Origin of the sequence: Massilia atriviolacea (assembly GCF_003953935.1) — a bacterium.
Taxonomy (GTDB): domain Bacteria; phylum Pseudomonadota; class Gammaproteobacteria; order Burkholderiales; family Burkholderiaceae_D; genus Telluria_A; species Telluria_A atriviolacea.
In genome coordinates this window covers 92,684-114,072 of sequence record NZ_RXLQ01000002.1, presented here as the reverse complement: position 1 = coordinate 114,072, position 21,389 = coordinate 92,684, and the positions used below count along the sequence as shown (strand labels likewise).

Genomic DNA, 21,389 nt, shown 5'->3' with positions numbered 1-21,389 from the left:
GAAGAGACCATGACAGAGCCTATCAACATCCTCGAACAATACGGTCCGCGCGAAGCGATGGAGTACGACGTTGTCGTCGTCGGCGGCGGTCCCGCCGGCCTGGCCGCCGCCATCCGCCTGAAACAGATGGCGGCCGACAAAGGCCAGGAAGTATCCGTGTGCGTCCTGGAAAAAGGCGGCGAAATCGGCGCCCATATCCTGTCCGGCGCCGTGATGGACCCGCGCGCCTTGACGGAACTTATTCCTAACTGGAAAGAACTCGGCGCGCCGCTGAATACCGCCGTGACCGAAGACCGCATCCTGTTCCTGACCGAGAGCAAGGCTTACCAGACGCCGGGCTTCATGGTGCCTGCCTGCTTCGAAAACCATGGCAATTATGTGATTTCGCTCGGTAATGTGGTGCGCTGGATGGGCCAGCAGGCCGAAGCGCTGGGCGTGGAAATTTTCCCGGGCTTCCCCGCCGCCGAGATCCTGTACAACGAGAACGGCTCGGTCAAGGGCGTGGCCACCGGCAATATGGGCGTCGACCGCCACGGCAAGCCGACCGCAGCCTTTCAACTCGGCATGGAACTCCATGCCAAGTACACCTTGTTTGCCGAAGGTTCGCGCGGTCACCTCGGCAAGCAGCTCATGGCCAAGTACGACTTGAACAAGGGCAAGGATCCTCAGTCGTACAGCATCGGCATCAAGGAGCTGTGGGAAATCGACCCGGCCAAGCACAAGCCTGGCCTGGTCATCCACACCACCGGCTGGCCGCTCAAGTCGGATACCTATGGCGGTTCCTTCCTGTACCACATGGAAAACAACCAGGTCATGGTCGGCTATGTGATCGGGCTGTCGTACGAGAATCCTTACCTGTCGCCCTACGAAGAATTCCAGCGCTACAAGACGCACCCGGACATCCGCACCTTCTTCGAAGGCGGCAAGCGCATTTCCTACGGCGCGCGCGCGATCACGGCCGGCGGCCTGCAAGCCTTGCCGAAGCTGGTCTTCCCGGGCGGCGCCCTGATCGGTTGCGATGCGGGCTTCCTGAACATGAGCCGCATCAAGGGCAGCCACGCGGCGATCAAGACCGGCATGCTGGCGGCCGAATCGGCCTTCGCGGCGCTGGGCGAGCAGCGCCAGCACGATGAATTGTCGACCTTCCCGACCGCCTTCGAGCAATCCTGGCTGCACGAGGAATTGCATGTGGCGCGCAATGTGAAGCCATGGCTGTCGAAAGGCCTGTACCTGGGCTCGATCATGACCGGCATCGACCAGCTGATCCTGCGCGGCAAGGCGCCGTGGACCCTGCACCGCGATTACGCCGACCACGAGTGCCTGAAACCGGCGGCCAGCTACGCACCGATCGCCTATCCCAAGCCGGACGGCAAGCTGACCTTCGACCGCCTGTCGTCGGTGTTTATTTCAAACACCAACCATGCGGAAGACCAGCCGATTCACCTGACGCTCAAGAACGACAGCATTCCGGTGTCGGTCAACCTGGCCCAGTATGCGGGGCCGGAAGCGCGTTATTGCCCGGCGGGCGTGTACGAGTTCGTCAAGACCGACGACGGCAAGGACCGCCTGCAGATCAATGCGCAGAACTGCGTCCATTGCAAGACCTGCGATATCAAGGATCCGACCCAGAATATCGTGTGGGTCACGCCGGAAGGCGGCGGCGGGCCGAACTACCCGGGCATGTAGGACTGGGCGCGCCGGTTCCGCCAGGGGCGGGGCCGGCGTGGGCGCTCAATGCGGCAGGCGCGGCACCCCCGCGCTCGCCATTGCTTCGAAGGCCTGCGCCGGCATCGGCCTGGCGAACACATAGCCCTGCGCGTAGTCGCAGCCGGCATCGACCAGCAGCGCCCGCTGCACCTTGGTCTCCACCCCTTCCGCCACCACTTTCAGTCCCAGCTTGTGGGCCATGACGATGATCGCTTCGCACAGCGCCATGTCGCCCACGTCGTTTTCGAGCGTGGCGACGAAGGACTGGTCGATCTTGACGTAATCGATATCGAAGCGCTTCAGGTGCGACAGCGAGGAATAGCCGGTGCCGAAGTCGTCCAGCGCCACCTGCAGCCCCATCGCCCGGAACTGGCGCAGGCGCTCGATGACCTGGGCCGCGCCTTCGAACAGCACGCCCTCGGTGATTTCGATGACGATGCTGTGCGCGGGCAATCCGAGCTCGTTGAGGTAATCGAGCCAGTTCAGGTACAGGTCGGCGTCGCGCCGGAATTGCACGGGCGACTTGTTGACGCTGATCTGGAACGCGGGGTCGATGCTGCGCTGCCACTGCTGCACCTGCTGGGCCACCTCGCGGAACACCCAATCGCCGATCTCGACGATCAGCCCGTTCGATTCGGCGAAGGGAATGAACTCGGCCGGCCCCAGCAAGCCGCGGGTCGGGTGGCGCCAGCGCAGCAGCGCTTCGGCCTTGTGCACCTGGCCGCTCTGGAGCGAGACGATCGGCTGGTAGACGATCTCGAACTGGCGTAGCGCGATGGCCGCGCGCAAGTCGTCGGCAATGCTCTGGCGCGCCTGCGCCGCCTGCTGCAGGCCCGGCGTGACATAGCCGAACTGGTGGCCGCCGGCCTGCTTGGCGGCCAGCATGGCGCGTTCGGCGCGCTCGACCAGTTGCGCCGGGTCGCGCGCGTCAGGCGGATACAGGGCGATGCCGACGCTGGCCGACAGGTAAGCCTTGTCGCCGTCCGGCGCGAACGGCACGGCCAGCGCCTCCACCATGGCGTGGGCGATGCGCTCGACGCTGCCGACATGGTCGATTCCCGCCAGGATCACCGTGAAGCGGTCGCCTTCCATGCGCGCCAAGGTGTCGCTCGAGCGAACGCAGTTGGCGATGCGCCGGCTCGCGTCGATCAGCACCAGGTCGCCGCGCGCCTGGCCGAGCCGGTCGTTGAGTTGCTGGAACTGGTCGAGGTCGATGAACAGCAGCGCCAGGAAGGCGGCGCCGCGATCGGCCTTGCGCGTTTCGTGCACCAGCCGGTCCATGAACATGTGGCGGTTGGGCAGTCCGGTCAGGCTGTCGTAGTTGGCTTGATGCCAGATCAGCTCGGTTGACTGCTTGCGCTCGCTGATGTCGGTGACCAGCGCCAGCACGCCCAGGCAGGCGCCGTCGGCGTCGAGGATGGGGCTGGTCGAGACGGTGGTCCAGACCACCCTGCCCTCCTTGCCGATGAAGCGGTACTCCTGCGCCGCCGGCACGTGCCCGCCGATGCACCGGTCGAGCATGGCCATGCCCTCGTCGTCCATGAAGGCGAGCAAGGGACGCGCCAGCATCTCTTCGATGCTGTAGCCGAGGATCTGGGCCATGCGCGGGTTGACGAAGGTGGTGTTGGCATTGGCGTCGATCTCCCAGATGCCTTCGCCGGCGCTGTGGACGATGCGGCGGAAGCGTTCTTCGCTGCGTTCGAGCGCGGCCTGGCGGCCTTCGGCGCGCTCGACGATCAGGCGGCACGCCTGGCCGCTGCCGTCGGCGCTGCCGTGCAGGGTGACGTCGAGCCCCTCGGCCTGCGGCGTGCGCAGCCGCACGCGGCAGGTTTCGCCGCTGGCGCTGTTGAGGGCGCGCGCGAAAAAGCCGTCGAAATCGGCGAGGAAGGCGGGCACCACGAAGGCCCGGAAATGGTGCAGGCCGGGATGGGCGCGCGCCACCCCCAGCATGCTGGCGCCGACCAGGTTCACTTGCAGCAAGGTGGTGTCGAAGGCGAGCAGGAAATAGCCGACCGGGGCCAGCAGGAAGAGCTCGCCGGCGCGCGCCAGGTCCTGTTCGTGGCGCAGGCGCTCGATGCTCACGCCGCTGCTGTCGAGGGCGGGCACGGGCGCCTGCATGGGCAGGCCGGCGACGGCGTCGTGCTGGCCGGCGTCGAAGGCGAAGGCGCCGCCGGGCAAGGCGTGGTCGGCGCGGCGGGCGTGCGCATGCGCCGGGTTGCCCTGTGCCGCCGGATCGTGATCGTTGTCCATCTCACCTCGCACAGATTGCCTACGCCAGCGGACAGCCGCCACGCAGCGGCACGCGCACGGCGCGCAACGGAAGGTGGAAGCACTGCGACAAGACTAGCATGGGCGCGGGCGCCATGTCGAGCGCCGCCCGCCGGCGCGCCACAGATTCGCGGCGCGGCGGCGACGTCAGCGGTGCGCGCGGTTCAGGCGCCGCTCCAGATAGCGCTGCAGCGCTTCGAACAGCAGGCTCAGGCACCAGTAGATCAGGGCTGCGGTCATATACAGCGGCAAGGGATTGGCGCTGCCGGCCACCGCTTCCTTGGTCGCAAGCATGAGCTCGCTAATGGTGACGACCGAGACCAGCGAGGTATCCTTGATCAGGCTGATCAGGGTATTGCTCATCGACGGCACGGCCACGCGCAGCGCTTGCGGCAGCACCACGTGATACAGGGTAGTCCAGTAACCGAGGCCGAGGCTGAAGCTGGCGCGCCACTGGCCCTGGCTGACGCCGAGCACGGCGCCGCGAATGCTCTCCGACAGGAAGGCGCCGGCATTGAGCGACAGCGCCAGCACCCCCGCCACCACCGGCGGAAAATCGATGCCGATGCTGGGCAGCCAGTAATAGATCACATACAGTTGCACCAGCAGCGGGGTGCCGCGCATGGCGCTGACGTAGAGTTCGGCGGGCGCGCGCACCAGTTTCCAGCGCGACAGGCGCATCAGGGCCGTGGGGAAACCCAGCAGCAAGCCGCCGACCATCGAGGCCAGCGCGAACAGGACCGTGTAGCCGGTGCCCTTGAGCATCGACGGCGCGGCATCGCGCAAGAGTTCGGCCAGCGCGGCCCAATCCATCGGCACCGCCGGCGCTCAGGGCTGCGCGGCTGGGCGGCTGACGTCGCTACCGAACCACTTGAGGGATATCTTCTTGAGGCTGCCATCGGCCTGGGCCTCGGCCAGCGCCTTGTTCAGGGCCGCCTTGAGCTGCGGGTTGCCCTTGCGGATGGGAATGCCCATGCGCTCGACATTGCCAACGCGCGCGCCGGCCTGGATCGGCAGCTTGGAGTGATTCAGGAGGTAGGCCACCATCAGGCTGTCGTTGAGGGCGGCGTCGATGCGGCCGAAGGCCAGGTCCTGCAGGGCTTCCGGCGCGGCCGGATAGCTCTTCACCTCGATGCCGGGCACGGCCTTGGCTTGCTGCTCGTACACGCTGCCCTGCCCCACGCCCAGCTTCTTGCCCTTGAGCGCCTCCAGGCCGGCATAGCTCGCCTTTTCGTTCTTGCGCACGATCAGTTGCGGGTTGGAATAGGTGTACGGCTCGGAAAAATCGAAGCTTTGCTCGCGCTTGGGATTGATGCCCACCTGGCTGATCGCCACATCGAACTTGCCGGCGGCAAGCCCGGCCAGGATGGCGCTCCACTCGGTGGTGACGAACTCGGGCTTGAGGCCCAGGCGCGCCGCCAGCAAAGTGGCGACCTCGACATCGTAGCCGGCCAGCTGGTTGGTCTTCAAGTCCTTGAAATTAAAAGGCGGATAAGTGCCTTCCATGGCGATTTTCAGGGTGCCGCGCGCCTTGACGGTGGTCAGCAGGTCGGCGGCCGCGGCCGGCATGGCCAGGGCGGCGCCGATCAGTCCGAGGGTCAGGGTCAGGGCCAGGCGGCGACGGGAGAGGATGGGCATGGAAGCGGCAATGTGGTGGAAAAGAAAACAGTTTAGCGCGAATAGCTGGCCTTACGGTGGCGGCCGCCAAAATTGTGGCCGACCACCAGGGTCGTGCTGGCGACCAGGCTCGACAGCCCGATGATGAGCTGGACCAGTTTGTCGTCCGGCAGCACCCACAGCTGGCCCTGCGGCTCGGCCACGCCGGTGGCGGCCATGATCAGGGGCGCGATCCAGGCGGCATCGTCGTCGACATCGAGGATGACGGCGTCGGCGCTGGTCTGCATGTAGAGATTGCCGCCCACGGCCAGGGTGAAGCAGACGCCGTAGCCGGTTTCGTGCGGGGCGATGTGCTCGCTCAGGCTCTGGTTGTGCTCGTCGATCCACAGCTCGACGTCCTGCACGGTTTCCAGGGCGGTCCAGGGACGGGGGCGAAAGCGCGGGGCCGGCGCTGGCGCGGGTGTTTCTGAGTTCATTGCGTCCTGACAGTTAAGCGATAACGGCGCGTATCGTACGGCATTTTCAGCCGCGCGTACATGGAACCAATGCACGCACGGCTGGTCATAGTAGCGTTAACGGGAGGATGGACGATGGCGCACACCGAGAAATATCGCCCTGCGCGCAAGGCGTATGTGTCCGAATTCGACCAGTTCATGCAGGACTATCTGGCGCGGCATCCGGAAGTGGAGCAAGACCGCCGGCGCGGCTGGGACATCTGGTGGGATCGCCGCGTCGATCTCGATGAGCTCGACAAACAGCGCGAAGACGCCCTGCCGGCCCGGCCGTATGCGTACGATTGAGCGGATTCATTGGTCACAGTAAATTCTTATTGCGTTTTAGAATTTTCTGGCTATCATGAAGGTGCGTGGTTCGCTTATCCGGTAAAGCCCAGTCAGAAGCGTCGCAGACCGAATGACTGATAACCAGGTTCGAATCCTGGACCACGCACCAGATTCGACGGCATTCATCCGCAACGGCGCGAACATGATCGTGCGATGACAGGCCCCGGCCGGGAAGAAGTCGATCCCAGGCTGACAACGTCCGATACCGATGTCGATGCAGGCGCGCAGCGTTCGACCTTGCGCCGGCAAGCGGCATTCCTCGTTCCCGCCCCATTCCAGCCGTTGACATGGCCTGCGTTGGATCCACGGCGCCCTTGTTCGTTCCAGTTTACTACTGTACATCCATACAGTATAGTGACTCCCGGTCACATCCAGCTCCCACGCGCATGACCTGGCCGCAACAGTGCGCCCATCCGGCTTGCGTGTCGAGCTCAACAACTTTGACGGGGATGCCATGAAAAAGAAACTCGCGCTCGGACTCATGTCGGTGTTGATGGCGCACGGCGCCGCAGCGGCGGCCGCCGCGCCGGTGTGCGCAAGGCCCGGCCCGATCCGCAACGTTGCCGGCGGCGATCCACTGTGGAAGCTGCGCGACGCGCACAAGGATACGCAGCGCTGCAAGCTGTCGATCTGCATCCCCGCCTCGATCAACCTGGACGTGGTCTGCGAGCTCACCACCGCGCGCGCCAGCGAGGGCCGCTACAACTGCCGCATGGTGATCAACGATTTCCTGCGCCTTTGCACCGGCAGCTGCCACAGCGGCGACTGGCGCTGGCTGGACGACTATCGCGGCCCCTACTGAAGCCCGCTCCGGGGCCGAACCGGCCATGCCTGCCAACGGTCCAATCCATTTCCCCCTACCGGAGATGGCAAATGGAAAAGCTGAAGGAAACCTATATCAGGGCCTGTCAACTGGTGGTGCAAGGCAACTACCCCGATGCGCTGGAAGCCTTCGTCTGGCTGCATGACAATCCCGTGCCGGAGGAACCCATTTCGGAAGTGTTCCGGCGTGCCTGCGGCTTCCAGGCGTGGGGCTTGTTGAGCCGGGTCTACGCGCCGGCCAGGAAAAAAATGCGGGAGATCCTTGCGCTGAACATCGCTTGCGTAAAAAAGAGCGAGCCGGACGACGCGCGCGCATCCGATATCCTGGTGCTGAAGTCCATTCTGGCCAACATCGATAAGGCGCCTTCCGGCCGGCCCCGCAAAAAAGGCCGCTGAGGCGGCCTTTTGCTCGCGCTTACGCCGATCGCGTGGCGGGTTCTTCCGGCTCGAAGCCGATGTCGGCCACCAGGCCGGCGTCGTCGAGGAAGAAGGTGACGCGGCCGGCGATATATTCCAGCGTGATGACGTCGCCGGGGCGCACCGTGCGCACCGGTCGTCCGATCAAGTCGCGCAGGGAGAGCGGCACGCTCTGCGGTAGATTCCAGGGCCAGGTAGTCGGGTCCATCTTGTTCTCCTATCGTTGGTCTGTCAACACAGCGCCAGCCGGCATGGCTGTTCAACGATCATAGCGAGGCAGGCGAAGGCGCATGGCGAACGCATCAATGAAGTTCGCGCGCCTGCGCAAGCTGGCCCGCTCACCCCTTCCAGCTACGTTTCAGCCCGGTATCGGCGTGAATCCACCCGCCGCGCGGTCCCGAACGGTAGTAATACCCCACCCCGCCCTGGCGGAAGCTGCGCACCAGGCCGCCGAGCACCTCGGCATTGAGGTTGGCGATGCGGATATCGGCCGCCTTGCCTTCGATGTGCAGCGACTGGCGCGCCGCCGGCACGCCCGCTTCGCGCAGCTTGTCGTTCGATTTGGCGGTGCGGAAGCCCGACAGGATCTCCAGCGGTTGCTCGATCCCGTAACGCGCCAGGAAAGCCTGGGTGCCCCACAGCGTTTCGAACAGTTTCGGATCGATGGGCGCGGTTTCCTTGCCGTTGACGTCGCGCATCAGGTGGCACAGCTCCTGGTAGGCCGAATCGATGATCTGGCCATCTTTCCAGTACAGCACCCTGGTCTTTTCGCCGCTTTGCGGACGCGTCATGGTCAGCACGCGCGGCTTGAGCCAGAAATCGAGGTCGAGCGCTTGCGCGTCGAAAATATCGGGAGGGGGCGCCAGTTCGGTCTGCGGCGCCGGGGCGACCGGCGCCGCGCGGGACGCCATTGCCGGCTTGGCTGCCGCCTTGCCGGATTTGCCGGCCTGGACCGGCCGCTGGGGCTTGTCCGACGGCGCCGCGCTGGCGCTGCCGCAACCGATCAGCGGAACCGAAAGCAAGCCCATGGTGGACAGGCATACACCTTGATGAAGAAAATCTCTGCGCGTGGCCATGACGAATACTCAGTAAACAAGGCGCACACTATAGCGCAAGCTTGCCGCGCGCACAGGGCGCACGTGCATTATTGAGCGCTACAATTGCAAAAACGTTTACGCGGAGCGGGATCGCAGGCGTCGCTCGCGTTCAGTTTCTTCCAGAAGAAGTCGCATTCCAGCCCGTAACAGCTCATTTCCTTGCCGGCGAGGATGTAGCCATTGCGTTCGTAGAAGTTGCTGGCGGTGAGGGTGCTGTTCAGGCGCAGGACGCTCACGCCCCAGGCGCGCGCCTGCGCTTCCACCCCCTGCAACAGGGCCTTGCCGACGCCGCTGTAGAGCGCTTCGGGCAAGACGTAGCACAGGGACAGCTTGCCGGCCTGGGTCAGCAGGGCCACGCCGACCACCACCCCGTCGCGCTCGGCGATGAGGACGTAATTGGCCGGCGACACGAACCAGCTCGCCACGTTCTGCGGCGTCTTGTTGCCCAGCCATGCCTTGAGCAAGTCCGGATCGTTGCGGTGATCCGCCACGCAGCACTCGGCAATCGAGCGGCGCAGCACGTCGCACGCGGCGAACGCATCGTCAGGCACAGCTTTGCGAATCTCAATACCCATGTGCAATCACAATAAATAGTAACGGACAGAAAATGTCATTATCAAAACCTAAACGCAAGCCAGCCACTATAGCAAGAACCGCCCATGTCGCCTGTTGCGAATTCGCCCAATCCGATCAGCCTACCCCGACTCGCGGCCAAACCCAAGGAAGGAAATCAAGGAAGCTTATGCGACACTACCCGGACCGTTCTATCTAAGCATATGACGAAACAATCCTTCCGTTTTGGCTGCGGATTTTAGACCATGCGTCTCGGTTCCTACAATAGAAAGCCCAAGAGAACACCATGAAAACAACATGCAATTTGCGTACCCGCCGCGCGATCCTGTCGCTGGCCGCCGGCCTGGCCATCCTGCCGCTCGGCGCCAGCGCCGCCGACGCCCAGTTGCTCAACGTGTCCTACGACGTGGCCCGCGAGCTGTACAAGGAAATCAACCCGGCTTTCATTGCCGAATACAAGAAGACGACCGGCGAAACGGTCAGCGTCAACATGTCGCACGGCGGTTCCAGCAAGCAGGCGCGCTCCGTCGCGGACGGGCTCGAAGCGTCGGTGGTGACCATGAACCAGGCCAACGATATCGACATGCTGGCCGACCGCGGCGTGGTGGCGGCCGACTGGGCCAAGAAATTTCCCCATAATGCGGCGCCATATTATTCGACGATGATTTTTTTGGTGCGTAAAGGCAACCCTAAACAGATCAAGAACTGGGATGACCTGGGCAAGCCGGGCGTGAAAGTGGTCATTCCGAACCCGAAAACGGCGGGCAACGGCCGCTACACCTACCTGGCCGCCTGGGGCGCCACGATCAAGAAGGGCGGCACCGAGGCCCAGGCGCGCGAGCTGGTCACGCGCATCTTCAAGAACGTGCCGGTGCTCGACGGCGGCGGCCGCGCCGCCACCACCACCTTCACCCAGCGCGACATCGGCGACGCCCTGGTGACCTTCGAGAGCGAAGTGCAGATGGTGCGCACCGAATTCGGCGACAACTTCGAGGTCGTCTATCCGCCGGTCTCGATCCTGGCCGAGTCGCCGGTGGCGGTGGTGGACAAGGTGGTCGACAAGCGCGGCTTGCGCAAGCAGGCCACCGCCTACCTGAACTTCCTCTACTCGGAAGCGGGCCAGACCATCGGCGCCAGGCATTACCTGCGGCCGCGCTCGGAAGCGGTAGCCAAGAAGTTCGCCGCCAATTACAAACCGATCTCGCTGTTCACGGTCGACGACGTCTTCGGCGGCTGGAAAAAGGCGCAGAAAACCCACTTCGACGACGGCGGCGAATTCGACAAGATCTACCAGGCCAAGTAAGCGCCGCTCCCGCTTCCGCCATCGGCGCGGAAGCGGTTTTTAGCCCATTCCCCCGCCCTCCCGATAGCATTTTCTCCATCCAAATAGCATGCGAGAAACTTTGCTTTCCTGAAATAATTCAGGCACTTACGCGACTTTATTAAGGCGTTTCTTGCGCTTGAGCTCGTTTCAGCGCGCGCACGCTAGACATGGCCGCGTCTTTGATGCTATCGTGCCCCTTATAGTAGTTGCCGCATAGAATTAATCCATCCAGCAGCTGCCGCGCAACGAGCGCCGCCCGATACCCAGCCCTACTGCAAAGACCCGCCACATGATCAAGAAATTGCTTGTCACCCTACTGATGTCGATGTCGGCCGCGACCGCCATGGCCGTGCCCTTCGGCTCGCAATCGGTACTGGTGATCGAGGACGAGACCGGCAAGGTCCTCCTCGAAAAGAATGCCAACCAGGTCGTCTCGATTGCCTCGCTGACCAAGCTGATGACCGCCATGGTCGTGCTCGACGCCAGACAGAATATGAACGAACTGATCGCCATCGACCAGCGCGACGTCGACATCGTCAAGCACAGCACCTCGCGCGTGCCGGTGGGCGGCGTGATCAGCCGCCAGGACATGCTGGCGCTGGCACTGATGAGTTCCGACAACCGCGCCGCGTCCGCGCTGGGCCGCACCTTTCCCGGCGGCGTGGTGGCGTTCAAGTCGGCCGTGCGCGCCAAGGTGGCCGCGCTGGGCATGACCCAGACGGTGATCGAAGAGCCGACCGGCCTGTCGCCGAACAACAAGTCGACGGCGCAGGACCTGGTCAAAATGGCCAGGGCGGCGTCGGCGTATCCGGAAATTGCGCGCATCACGACCGAGTCGAGCGACACCATCAATATCAGCGGGCGCGAGGTCGAGTACCGCAACACCAACCGCCTGGTCGGCGCCAAGGGCTGGGAAATCGGCCTGTCGAAGACCGGCTACACCGAAGAAGCGGGCCGCTGCCTGATCATGAAGATCAAATCGGCCGGCAAGAACGCGACCCTGGTGCTGCTCAACGCCAAAGCCAGTTCGGCGCGCATCGTCGATGCCCTGAGTATCCGCCGCTTTATCGCCGGCGACGAAGCGCCCGCGCCGGTGATCGCCCGCGCCAGGACGCGCCAGCGCACCACGCAACCGGTCATCGTGCTGGCGTCGGCATCGCGTGCGCCGGTGATCAAGGCCAGCCTGCGCGGCCAGGGACGGCATCAACAGCGGGTGGTGGCCTCGGCCAAGGCCCCGGTGGTCAAGGCGCGCCTGAACAGCCGCGTGAAATTAAAGCAGAACAAGCCGGTGATCCACGTTCACCGCCGCGCATAACGTCATTCCTGCCACTCGTGCGTCGTTCCCGCGCAGGCGGGAATCCAAGTTGAGTATGTAGCCTTTAACTGCGCTATGAACTTGGGTTCCCGCCTGCGCGGGAACGACGGGCTGGTGGCAGGAACAACAATGGCAGCTATTCATCACCCCGCAATCCGCTCGCCCTCTGCATCCGCTGCGCAATCGATTCTCCCAATATCGCCGCGCCAGGCGACATCAGCGTAAACTGCGCGCTGGCGCGCGTAATCAAGGCGCGCCTGAACAGCCGCGTCAAGCTGAAGCAGAACAAGCCCGTGATCCACGTTCACCGCCGCGCATAACGTCATTCCTGCCACTAGCCCGTCATTTCCGTCTGCGCGGGAACGACGGGCTAGTGGCAGGAACAACAATGGCAGCTATTCATCACCCCGCAATCATCTCCCGCAATCCGCTCGCCCTCTGCGTCCGCTGCGCAATCGATTCTCCCAGTATCGCCGCCACTGGCGACACCAGCGTAAACTGCGCGCTGGCGCGCGTAATCCCCGTGTAAATGAGCTCGCGCGCGATCATCGCCCCGCGTTCGCGCGGCAGCACCAGCACCGTGTGCGCAAACTCCGATCCCTGCGATTTGTGCACCGTCATCGCGAATGCGGTCTCCACGTGGCGCAGGCGGGTCGCCAGCACGCTGCGCACCTTGTCGCCCTCCAGGAAGTACACGCGCAGCGATCCCGGACGCGCCGGATCGCCCAGGGTCAGCCCGATATCGCCATTGAACACGCCGGTGCCGTAGTCGTTCCGGGTAATCATCACAGGCCGCCCCACGTACCACTCGCCACGGCGCCGGATCAGGCCCGCGCCATCGAGCCGCTGTTCGATGGCGTCGTTCAGGCCGCCCACGCCCCACTCGCCCTCGCGCACCGCGCACAGCACGCGGAACGCTTCGAAGCGGTGCAGCACCGCGCGCACCCAGGTTTCGTGCGCCTGGCCGCCATCGCCCTCGCCCATCAGCAACAGGTAAGGCGCATAACCGTCGAAGGCCAGCTGCACCACATGCTGCTGGTGCCCGTGCTCGATCCAGCGCACCGTGCCGTCGCCGGCGCGCAGCACTTCCTCGGCGCGCGCCACGTCGCCGGCATTGACCGCCAGCGCCAGTTGCCCGATCGGCCCACTGAAGCGGCGGCTGCTGCGCAACATCACGGTCTGCTGCGCCAGCGCCCCGCCGGCGCCGCCGTATGCGGCCGGAATGGCCTCGCCGCTGGCCGCCAGCGCATACGCCATCGTGACCGCCGAATAGGCGCCGGCCTGGGCGTCGCGGCACAAGTCGCCCAGCACCGCGCCCGCCTCCACCGACGCCAGCTGGTCCTTGTCGCCGAGCAGGATCAACGTCGCGCCGGCCGGCAGCGCATCGAGCAGGGAGGCCATCATCTCCAGGTGCACCATCGACGCTTCGTCGACAATGAGCACGTCGATATCGAGCGGATTGCCCTTGTTGTGGGCAAAGCTGCGGGTGTCGGGACGCGCCCCCAGCAGACTGTGCAAGGTGCGCGCCGCCCCCATGCGCGCGGTCAGGTCGCGCAGCGGCAAGGTGGTGCCGACCTTGTCGGCCAGCTCGGTCAGGGCCTTGTCGATCGACTGCTTCAGGCGCGCCGCCGCCTTGCCGGTCGGCGCGGCCAGGGCGATGCGCTGGCGGCCCGCGTCCGGCGCGGTTGCGAACAGCAGCGCCAGAAGGCGCGCCACCGTGTAGGTCTTGCCGGTGCCCGGGCCGCCCGTGATGATCGCGATCGAGCCGCGCAGCGCGATCGCGCAGGCCAGCTTTTGCCAGTCCGGCCCCTTGACGCGGCGCTCGGACGCGAACAGCACGTCGAGCCAGATGCGCACCGCCGCCGCATCGACCGCGCGCACCTGTCCGGCGCGCGCGCGGATGGTGTGCGCGACCAGCGTTTCGTCGCGCCAGTAGCGGCGCAGGTACAGGCGCTCGCCATCGAGCACCAGCGGCTGGTCGAAGTCGAAATCGCCCACCCGCCACACCTGGCTTGATGCGGTCAGCTGGTCGATCCAGCCCTTGCGGTTCTTCGGCAACGCCCCGGCCGACCTGGCCAGCGCATCCCACTGCTCCTTGTCCCAGGCCATCAGGGTGGCCGGGTCGAGCGCCAGCTGGTCGAGCATCAGGCAGCTGTGGCCGCGCCCTTCCAGCTCCGACAGCAGCACGCAGGCCAGCATCAGCGCCGGGGTGGCGGTGCCGAGCGAGCCGACGAAGCGCGCAAAGGTGCCGGACAGGCGGCGCAACTGGCCGTCTTCGGTCAGGGTGGCGACCTGGGCCCACAGGGCGTCGAGCGTGACGGCCGGTTTCATGCGTCGCCCCGCGCCGACGCGCCGAGCAGCGCATCGAGCTTGTCGAGCAGCTGGACATCCGGTTCGAGCAGGTAGCAGCCGCGCGTGGCGGTGTTGGCGATCCCGCGCAGGAACAGGAAGATCGCCCCGCCCAGCTGGAGCGCGGGGTCGTAGGCCTCGCCCAGGCGGCTCTTGAGCAGGCGATGCAGGGCCAGCATGTAGATCGCGCCCTGGATATCGTAGCGGTGCGCCGCCATCCCCACCGCCATCGCGGCCTTGCCGTAGGCGGCGTCGCCGGTGCCGAGCGCGTTCGACTTGTAGTCGATGATCCAGTAGCGGCCCTCGTGCTCGAACACCAGGTCGGCGAAGCCCTTGAGCATGCCGTGCAGGTAGCGTTCCGGCAGCGAGGGGCGCGGGGTGTTGCCGAGCAGCCTGGCGCTGCACAGGCGGTCCAGGGCGGCGCTGTTCAGGTGCTCGCTGGGGAACCAGAATTCCATCTCGGGGATCACGCGGTCGATCGCCGTCAGCGGCGCGCCAAGCTGCGGCAGCGGCGTGCTGGCGACGGCGCGCAGCCACGCGACCGCGTCTTCCTGGCGATGGCCCCAGCCGGCGCGCTCGCAACGCTGCCCGAGGCGCGCGGCGAACTGCTCGTCGTCGGCAATCGCAAAGCCTTCCTGCCCCATCCACTCCAGCTGTTCGTGCAAAAAATTACCGGGCACGGAGCCGCGCGGAAAACGGTGCCATGGCGCGTCGTCCGTGCGTGGGGCTTGCTGCTGCTGTTCTTCGTCGAACAGCGTTTCTTCCTGCGCGCGCATGGGCGCCGCGTTGGTCTGGCGCGTCAGCGAGGTGAACGAACCGACCGCCCAATTGCGCTCGAAGCTGGCGCCGAAGGCGGCGGCGTCCACCAGGACCGGACGGATTTCGTCGCGCGCCAGCATGGTGATGCCTTGCGGCGGGCCGAGCGTCTGCAGGTCGATCGCCTGCGAGCCGCCGCGCAGCTTTTCCCAGTATGGCTGGATATCGGCCGCGCCGATCGGCTGCCCGCCCGTGAGCAGGTAACCGAGCGCCGATTCGTGCAGCTTGTTCTCGCCCGCCTTGCGCGCCGCGACCGCCGCCACGCCCAGCCACAGGAAGTGGCGCGCGCGCGTCAGCGCCACGTACAGCAGGCGCAGGTCTTCTTCGATGCGCGCGCGGTCGACCGCATTCATCGCTTCGTCCGACAGCGCCAGGTCGATGCGGCGCACGCCGTCGCGCCCGACGAACTCGAAAAAGCTGCGGTTGCGCCGGTCGGTGGTGCGCGCCGTCACCGCGAACGGCAGGTACACCAGCGGATACTCCAGCCCCTTGGACTTGTGCACCGTGACCACCTTGACCAGCTCCGCGTCGCTCTCCAGGCGCAGCACGCGTTCGTCGCCGCCCTCGCCCACGCCGGCCAGCTGTTCGGCGAACCAGCGGATCAGGGCCTGCTCGCCTTCGAGCTGGCTGCTGGCGCTTTGCAGCAGTTCGGCCAGGTGCAGCAGGTTGGTCAGGCGCCGCTCGCCGCCGGCCTGGCGCAGCAGCGCGGCGGGCAGGCGCATGTCGTGGATGAAGCGGCGCAGCATGGCCAGCACGCCCTGGCGCTGCCACACGATGTGCAAGCCCTTCAACTGCTCGACCCGCACTTCCCACGCCAGTTCGTCCGACGACAGGCGCGCCAGTTCGCCCAGGGACAGGCCCGAGGTGCGGGTCGCGAATGCCGCGCGCGCCAGGGCGCCATCGAGCGGATTGGCGACCGCCTGCAGCCAGCGCAGCACATCGGCCGCCTCCTCGCTTTCGATCACCGAATCCTTGTCGGACAGGTAGACGCTCGGGATCTTGCGCTGCGCCAGTGCGCGCCGGATCGCGGTCGCCTCGCGCCGGTCGCGCACCAGGATGGCGATATCGGCCGGCACCAGCCGCGTGAATACGCCGTTCTCGCTGAAACCGGCGTGCGGATCGTTCAGCAGGCCGACGATATGCTCGGCGCTGTGGTGGGCAAAGAACTCGCGGTAATCGTCGGCCTTGAGGTCGTCGCGGTCGGTGCTGCAGATCGCCAGCGCCTGGTACGGGCCGTCCACGCCCACCAGTTGCTGCTCGCGCCCCCTGGCCGCCACCGCGTCGAACGGCAGCGGATTGACGCCGCCCTTGCGGAAGCGGAAGGCGCCTGCGGCATAGCCGGGATGGCCGTCGCGCCCTTCGGCGTGCAGGAACAGCTGGTTGACCGCCTCCACCAGCGCCGCCGTCGAGCGGTAGTTGGTGCCGAGCTGGTAGTGGCGCCCTTCGGTGGCCTGGCGCGCGTCCAGGTAACTGTGGATGTCGGCGCCGCGAAAGCCGTAGATCGACTGCTTCGGGTCGCCGATCAGGAACAGGCCGCGCTCCGGGTCGTTGTCGGCCACGCGGTACAGCAGGTTGAAGATCGCGTACTGGTCGGGCGAGGTATCCTGGAATTCGTCGACCATCGCCACCGGAAACTGCTCGACGATGCGCTGGCGCAGGGCCTCGCCGTTGGCGCCCTCCAATGCGCTTTTCAGGCGCTCGAGCATGTCGGCAAAGCCGAACTGGCGCTTGCGCCGCTTCAGTTCCATCATGCGGCGCGCAATGTGGAAGGCGGCGTGGCGGTACAGCGCGTGCGCCAGCGGGTCGATCGCCTTGAGCGCTTCCCACAGGCCGGTGGTGGCGTCGAAACACGGCGCAATCTCGGCCGAAAAGCCCTTGCTGAAGGCATCCGTGATGCCGTCCGGCGTGAGGCGGTGCCAGGCCGTGTCGGTCAACGCCGGCATCAGCATGGCCGGCGCGCGCGCCCAGCTGCGCAGCGCATCGAACCACTTGACCAGCGAATCGGCGCGCAGCTTGTTCCCGTTGAAGCACTTGGGAGCGATCTCGCGCTGGCCGGCAATCCACTGTTCCATGGCGTCCGCGCGTTCGGCCCAGCCGGCTTTGAGCTTTGCCAGTTCGGCCGCCTGGGTGCGTTCGACCCGGTCGATGGCTTCTTCCAGCGATTCGTCGGGCGGCTCGCCCAGCACCGCGACCCGGCGCACCAGTTCGCGCACGGTGTTCTTCAGTGCGCGCACGTCCGGCCAGCACGCCAGCAGCGCGCCGAGCGCCCCGCTGTCGAGCGGGTAGACGTTCTGGCGCCAGTAGTCGTGCGCCGCGTCTTCGAACAGCGCGTGTTCGTCGCTGACCAGTTCTTCGTCGAACAGGCTGCCGCTGTCGAAGGCGTGCTCGCGCAGCATGCGCTGGCACCAGGCGTCGATGGTGAAGATCGCCGCTTCGTCCATGGTGTCGGCGGCCAGCATCAGGCGGTGCGCGGCAACCATCCGTTCGCCTTCGCTGCCGCAGGCGTCGGCCAGGTCGTGCAGATACGGGTCGTCCAGTTCCAGCTCGCCCCGGAAAAACCCGGCCGCTTCGACCAGGCGCTCGCGCACCCGGTTCGACAGCTCGCGCGTGGCGGCGCGGGTGAAGGTCATCACCAGGATTTCGGAAGGCAGCAGCGCGCGCGCGAAACCGTTCTTGCCGCCGTGGCCGAGCACCAGGCGCAGGTACAGCGCGGCGATGGTCCAGGTCTTGCCGGTGCCGGCGCTGGCCTCGATCAGGCGCGTGCCGAACAGCGGAAAATGCAGGGCGTCGAGCAGCTGGCTCATGGCGCGTCCCCGTCCATGGCGGCGATCTCGATATGCGCGCCGAGCCAGCGCGCCAACGGTCCGTACAGCGCTTCGGCCACCAGCGGGAATTCGCCGCTGGCGCTCAGGGCCGAGAAGTCGGGCCACAGGCGCGCCAGGCACTGGTCCAGCACTTCGCCGGACAGTTCGAAGCCGCCGTCGTAGGTGCTGCGCGGTTCTCCCTGCTGCAACAAGGCCAGCGCCGTCTTGCAGGCCACCGGCAGCGGTTGATCCATATTGCGGCGCCACAGCGCCACCAGATCGGTCAGCTGCGCCAGCGATTCCTCACGCTCCAACGGCGCCAGCATGACGATGGCGTCGCGCGCCACCAGGTAGCCGGTCACCGCTTGCCCCACCGCCGCCGCGGCCAGTTGGCGCAGCCAGGGGGCGATCAGCTTGTCGCCGCGCGGCGCGCCTTTTTTATCGAGCACCTTGGACGAGATTTGCAGCAGCCACGCCGTTTCGCTGGCGTTGCTGCGCAATTTGTCGACCCAGTCTTCCAGGTGCACGCCGCCCAGCTCCAGGCTCACCGCCAGCTTGGGCGCGACCTGGCCGAAGCGCGCGCCCAGGGTCAGCCAGGCGGTGCGCACCGGCACCAGGCCCTCGACCAGCTGTTCCTGCCATTGTTTGCCGACCAGGCCGATCGGCAGCACGCCTTCGCGCTTGAGGCGTTCGGCGCGCGCGCTCAGACTCTGGCGCACTTCGTGCAGTTCTTCCGGCGTGGCGGCGTCGTCGAGCAGGCTGTCTTCCAAAAAATAGCGTTCCAGCGCGTCGAGCGAGAACGGTTCTTCGTCCTCGCCCACGGCCTGGGCGTCCCCGAAGGCGACGCCGAGCCGGCGCCGGAAAAAATAGCGCGCCGGCTGGCGCAGGAAATTCGCCAGTTCGCCCAGCTTGAGACGGTATTCGGCTTCCAGTTCGAACGGCGGCAGCACCGCGTCGTCCAGGGCGCCGTCCGATCCAGACGCGGCGCCGTGCGCGGCGCGCCATTCGGCCGCGTAGGTCAGCATGCCGCCCTGCTCGAAATAGCGCCGGCTGAACGGCTGCAGCGCATGTTCGGTGGTCATCGCGGCCAGGTCCAGGTCCCAGCCCTCGGCCAGGTAGTCGCGCAGCTGCGAGACCAGCACCGACGCCGGCTGCTCGCTGTTGTCGCGCACATTGCGCCCGACCCAGCTGACGTACAGCTTGTCGCGCGCGGCCAGCACCGCCTCCAGCATCAGGTAACGGTCGTCGTCGCGGCGCGAGCGGTCGCCCGGGCGCGCCATGCCGGGCAGCGCCAGCAGGTCGAAATCGGCCTGGCGCGCGCGGCGCGGAAAGTCGCCGTCGTTCATGCCGAGCAGGCAGACCACCCGGAACGGCACGGCGCGCATCGGCATCAAGGTGCAGAAGGTCACGCCGCCGGACACGAACTGGTGGTTCAGGGTCGGCTCGTCGAGGGCGCCCAGCCAGGCTTCGCGCAGCACCGCCAGCGGCACCGCCTCGTCGAAGCCGGCGCTGTCGCAGGTTTCCAGCCAGCTTTGCAGGGCGTCGTGCAACTGCACCAGCGTGAGGCGGTCGCCTTCTTCGGAGGTGGCGAAAAACGCCGCCAGCAGCGCGCGCGCCTGCTCGCCCCACTGCGCCGGGGTGCGCGATTCGGCCAGGGTGGCGCGCCATGCCAGCAGGGTTTCGATCAGTTGCGCCAGCGAGCCGGCCAGCGCGGCGTCCAGGCCGCCCACTTCGGCATACGGTTCGATCTGGCGGAAGCTGCCGCCGGCGCCGCTGGCGTAACCGAGCAGCATGCGGCGCACGCCGAAGATCCAGGCATTCTGTTCGCCCGCCGAGCCGAGTCCGAGGCCGTCGCGGTGCTGCTGGTCCAGGCCCCAGCGCACGCTGGCGCCCTCGATCCAGTTGCCGAGGATCGGCAGTTCGTCGTCGGTGAGGCCGAAACGCGCGGCCAGCGCCGGCACGTCGAGCAGGTCGCGCACTTCGCTCTGGCGGCAGCGTTGCTGGGGCAGGCGCAGCAGCCATTCGAGCGACACCAGCAGCGGGTTGACGCTGCGGTCCTTGACGTCGCCGATTTCGAAGGGGATGAAACGCGGGTCGCTGCGCTTGTGCTGGTCGAAGACGGCGTGGATGGCGGCCGAAAAGGTGTCGATGTCGGGCACCATGACCACCACGTCGCGCGGACGCAGTCTTGCGCCGGGCCTGCCGAACCAGGACAGCAACTGGTCGTGCAGGACCTCGACTTCGCGCTGCACGCTGTGCGCGATGTGAAATTCGATGGAATCGTCGATCGGTGCGCAGGCTGGCTCCGCCTGTCCCCTGGCGCACGGGTGCTCGCGCAGCGGCAGCATGTCGCGCACGGCCGCCTGCACCTGCGCCAGCAAGGTCTCGCCCTCGCCCTCGCTGAACAGGTCGATGCGCAGCTTGTCGGCGCGTTCGGCGGACTCGGTGTCGAATTCGTCGAGCATGCGGATGAAGTCGCGCCCTTGCCTGCCCCAGCTGGCCAGCAGCGGATGGCTGTGCGCGTGCAGTTCTTCGAGCGGCACGCCGGACAGGTCGATGCCGCCGCGCTGGCGCTGGCGCTTGTGGGCGGCTTTGAGCAGTTCGCGCCCTTCGATGATGTCGCCCCAATAGAACTGGCAGGGATTGGGCACCGCCAGCAGCACCTGGGTATGGTGCGAGAGCGAGGCGATGGCCTGCAAGGTCTGGTACGGCAGCGCCGACATCCCGAACAGCACCACGCGGCGCGGCAGGCGTCCGGCCGGCGCTGCGCCGCTCTCGCAGGCGTGCACGAATTGCTGGTGAATGGTGGCGCGGCCCGAGTCGCGCAGCGGCGCCGGCAGGCTGTCGTTGACGGCGCGCCACAGGCAGGCTTGCCAGCGCTGGTCCGGCGCGAGCGGCACCAGCTCGCCGCGCGCGCTGCGCAGGCGGTCGCGCCCCAGCGTCCAGTCGTCCAGCCAGTCGGCGCGGTACACCTGGTACTGGTCGTACAGGTCGGCCAGGCGCTCGGCCAGTTGCAGGCGCCGTTCCGGATCGCCGTCGCCCAGAAAATGGCGCAAGGGGGAAAAGGCCTCGTCGGCCAGCAGCTGCGGCAGGAGGCGCATCAGGCGCCAGGTGAGCGGGCCCTTGTCGTAGGGGGAGCGGGTCGGCACGCGTTCGCGCCCGAGCATGCCGCGATAGGCTTCCCACAAAAAGCGCGCCGGCAGCGCCACGCGGGTGGCCGCGCAGACGCCCATTTCTTCGGCCAGGGCGATCTTCAGCCACTCGGCCACGCCGTTCGATTGCACCAGGATGGTTTCGGTTTCGAGCGGGTCGAGCGCCTGCCTGCGCAGCCAGGCGAAGAGCGCGGCACGCAATTGCTCCATCTGGTTTCCGTGAAGGATAAGGAGGCCGGGCGTGACGGGAGAAGACATGGCGCACAGCATACTAGCTTTGGGCTGA

16 protein-coding genes and 1 tRNA gene are annotated in these 21,389 nt (G+C 66.4%); 7 read left to right on the top strand and 10 right to left on the bottom strand.

The window, feature by feature from the left end:
- Positions 1-9 precede the first annotated feature (9 nt).
- The gene (locus EJB06_RS03545; RefSeq protein WP_198420754.1) at positions 10-1,686 is read left to right on the top strand and encodes an electron transfer flavoprotein-ubiquinone oxidoreductase; all 1,677 of its coding nucleotides are present in this window, start codon (positions 10-12) and stop codon (positions 1,684-1,686) included.
- A 45-nt stretch (positions 1,687-1,731) separates the two neighbouring features.
- Here EJB06_RS03545 and EJB06_RS03540 read toward each other — a convergent pair whose 3' ends face one another.
- The 4 genes from EJB06_RS03540 to EJB06_RS03525 all read right to left on the bottom strand — a co-directional run bounded on the left by EJB06_RS03540 (position 1,732) and on the right by EJB06_RS03525 (position 6,068).
- Positions 1,732-3,957, bottom strand: a complete 2,226-nt coding sequence (locus EJB06_RS03540) for a putative bifunctional diguanylate cyclase/phosphodiesterase (protein WP_229426917.1) — start codon at positions 3,955-3,957, stop codon at positions 1,732-1,734.
- Positions 3,958-4,122: 165 nt separating this feature from the next.
- Entirely contained in the window at positions 4,123-4,788 is a 666-nt protein-coding gene (locus EJB06_RS03535; protein WP_126072628.1) for an amino acid ABC transporter permease, read from the bottom strand.
- A gap of 15 nt (positions 4,789-4,803) precedes the next feature.
- On the bottom strand, positions 4,804-5,613 hold the full coding sequence (locus EJB06_RS03530) for a transporter substrate-binding domain-containing protein (RefSeq protein WP_126072627.1): 810 nt from the start codon (positions 5,611-5,613) through the stop codon (positions 4,804-4,806).
- Between the two features lie 32 nt (positions 5,614-5,645).
- Entirely contained in the window at positions 5,646-6,068 is a 423-nt protein-coding gene (locus EJB06_RS03525) for a hypothetical protein (protein WP_126072626.1), read from the bottom strand.
- A gap of 114 nt (positions 6,069-6,182) precedes the next feature.
- Here EJB06_RS03525 and EJB06_RS03520 point away from each other — a divergent pair, with 114 nt between their 5' ends.
- The 4 genes from EJB06_RS03520 (at position 6,183) to EJB06_RS03510 (ending at position 7,652) form a co-directional block, all read left to right on the top strand.
- Positions 6,183-6,392, top strand: a complete 210-nt coding sequence (locus EJB06_RS03520) for a DUF3460 family protein (protein ID WP_126072625.1) — start codon at positions 6,183-6,185, stop codon at positions 6,390-6,392.
- 63 nt (positions 6,393-6,455) lie between these two features.
- Positions 6,456-6,543, top strand: a tRNA-OTHER gene (locus EJB06_RS31710).
- A gap of 345 nt (positions 6,544-6,888) precedes the next feature.
- Positions 6,889-7,236 (top strand): hypothetical protein, encoded by a 348-nt coding sequence (locus EJB06_RS03515; RefSeq protein ID WP_126072624.1) that lies wholly within the window; start codon positions 6,889-6,891, stop codon positions 7,234-7,236.
- A 71-nt stretch (positions 7,237-7,307) separates the two neighbouring features.
- The gene (locus tag EJB06_RS03510) at positions 7,308-7,652 is read left to right on the top strand and encodes a hypothetical protein (protein ID WP_126072623.1); all 345 of its coding nucleotides are present in this window, start codon (positions 7,308-7,310) and stop codon (positions 7,650-7,652) included.
- A 19-nt stretch (positions 7,653-7,671) separates the two neighbouring features.
- Here the strand turns inward: EJB06_RS03510 and EJB06_RS03505 are convergent, their stop codons facing one another.
- The 3 genes from EJB06_RS03505 to EJB06_RS03495 form a co-directional block, all read right to left on the bottom strand.
- Positions 7,672-7,881 carry an I78 family peptidase inhibitor gene (locus EJB06_RS03505; RefSeq protein ID WP_126072622.1) on the bottom strand — a complete coding sequence of 70 codons (210 nt, stop codon included), beginning with the start codon at positions 7,879-7,881 and terminating at the stop codon, positions 7,672-7,674.
- A 130-nt stretch (positions 7,882-8,011) separates the two neighbouring features.
- On the bottom strand, positions 8,012-8,749 hold the full coding sequence (locus EJB06_RS03500) for a YcbK family protein (RefSeq protein ID WP_307720434.1): 738 nt from the start codon (positions 8,747-8,749) through the stop codon (positions 8,012-8,014).
- A gap of 68 nt (positions 8,750-8,817) precedes the next feature.
- On the bottom strand, positions 8,818-9,345 hold the full coding sequence (locus tag EJB06_RS03495) for a GNAT family N-acetyltransferase (protein ID WP_126072621.1): 528 nt from the start codon (positions 9,343-9,345) through the stop codon (positions 8,818-8,820).
- A gap of 284 nt (positions 9,346-9,629) precedes the next feature.
- On the opposite strand from EJB06_RS03495, the gene EJB06_RS03490 reads away from it, so the two are divergent.
- Both EJB06_RS03490 and EJB06_RS03485 read left to right on the top strand, forming a co-directional pair.
- The gene (locus tag EJB06_RS03490) at positions 9,630-10,646 is read left to right on the top strand and encodes a sulfate ABC transporter substrate-binding protein (RefSeq protein WP_126072620.1); all 1,017 of its coding nucleotides are present in this window, start codon (positions 9,630-9,632) and stop codon (positions 10,644-10,646) included.
- A gap of 310 nt (positions 10,647-10,956) precedes the next feature.
- The gene (locus EJB06_RS03485; RefSeq protein WP_126072619.1) at positions 10,957-11,982 is read left to right on the top strand and encodes a serine hydrolase; all 1,026 of its coding nucleotides are present in this window, start codon (positions 10,957-10,959) and stop codon (positions 11,980-11,982) included.
- Positions 11,983-12,384: 402 nt separating this feature from the next.
- Here EJB06_RS03485 and recD read toward each other — a convergent pair whose 3' ends face one another.
- Genes recD through recC form a run of 3 tightly spaced genes read right to left on the bottom strand, consistent with a single transcriptional unit; the run spans position 12,385 to position 21,361 of the window.
- The gene (gene recD / locus EJB06_RS03480; RefSeq protein ID WP_126072618.1) at positions 12,385-14,313 is read right to left on the bottom strand and encodes an exodeoxyribonuclease V subunit alpha; all 1,929 of its coding nucleotides are present in this window, start codon (positions 14,311-14,313) and stop codon (positions 12,385-12,387) included.
- Complete coding sequence (recB, locus tag EJB06_RS03475; protein ID WP_126072617.1) at positions 14,310-17,951, bottom strand: exodeoxyribonuclease V subunit beta; 3,642 nt, start codon at positions 17,949-17,951, stop codon at positions 14,310-14,312. The genes recD and recB overlap by 4 nt, the downstream gene beginning before the upstream one ends.
- Positions 17,948-21,361, bottom strand: a complete 3,414-nt coding sequence (recC, locus tag EJB06_RS03470) for an exodeoxyribonuclease V subunit gamma (protein ID WP_126072616.1) — start codon at positions 21,359-21,361, stop codon at positions 17,948-17,950. The genes recB and recC overlap by 4 nt, the downstream gene beginning before the upstream one ends.
- Positions 21,362-21,389 lie beyond the last annotated feature (28 nt).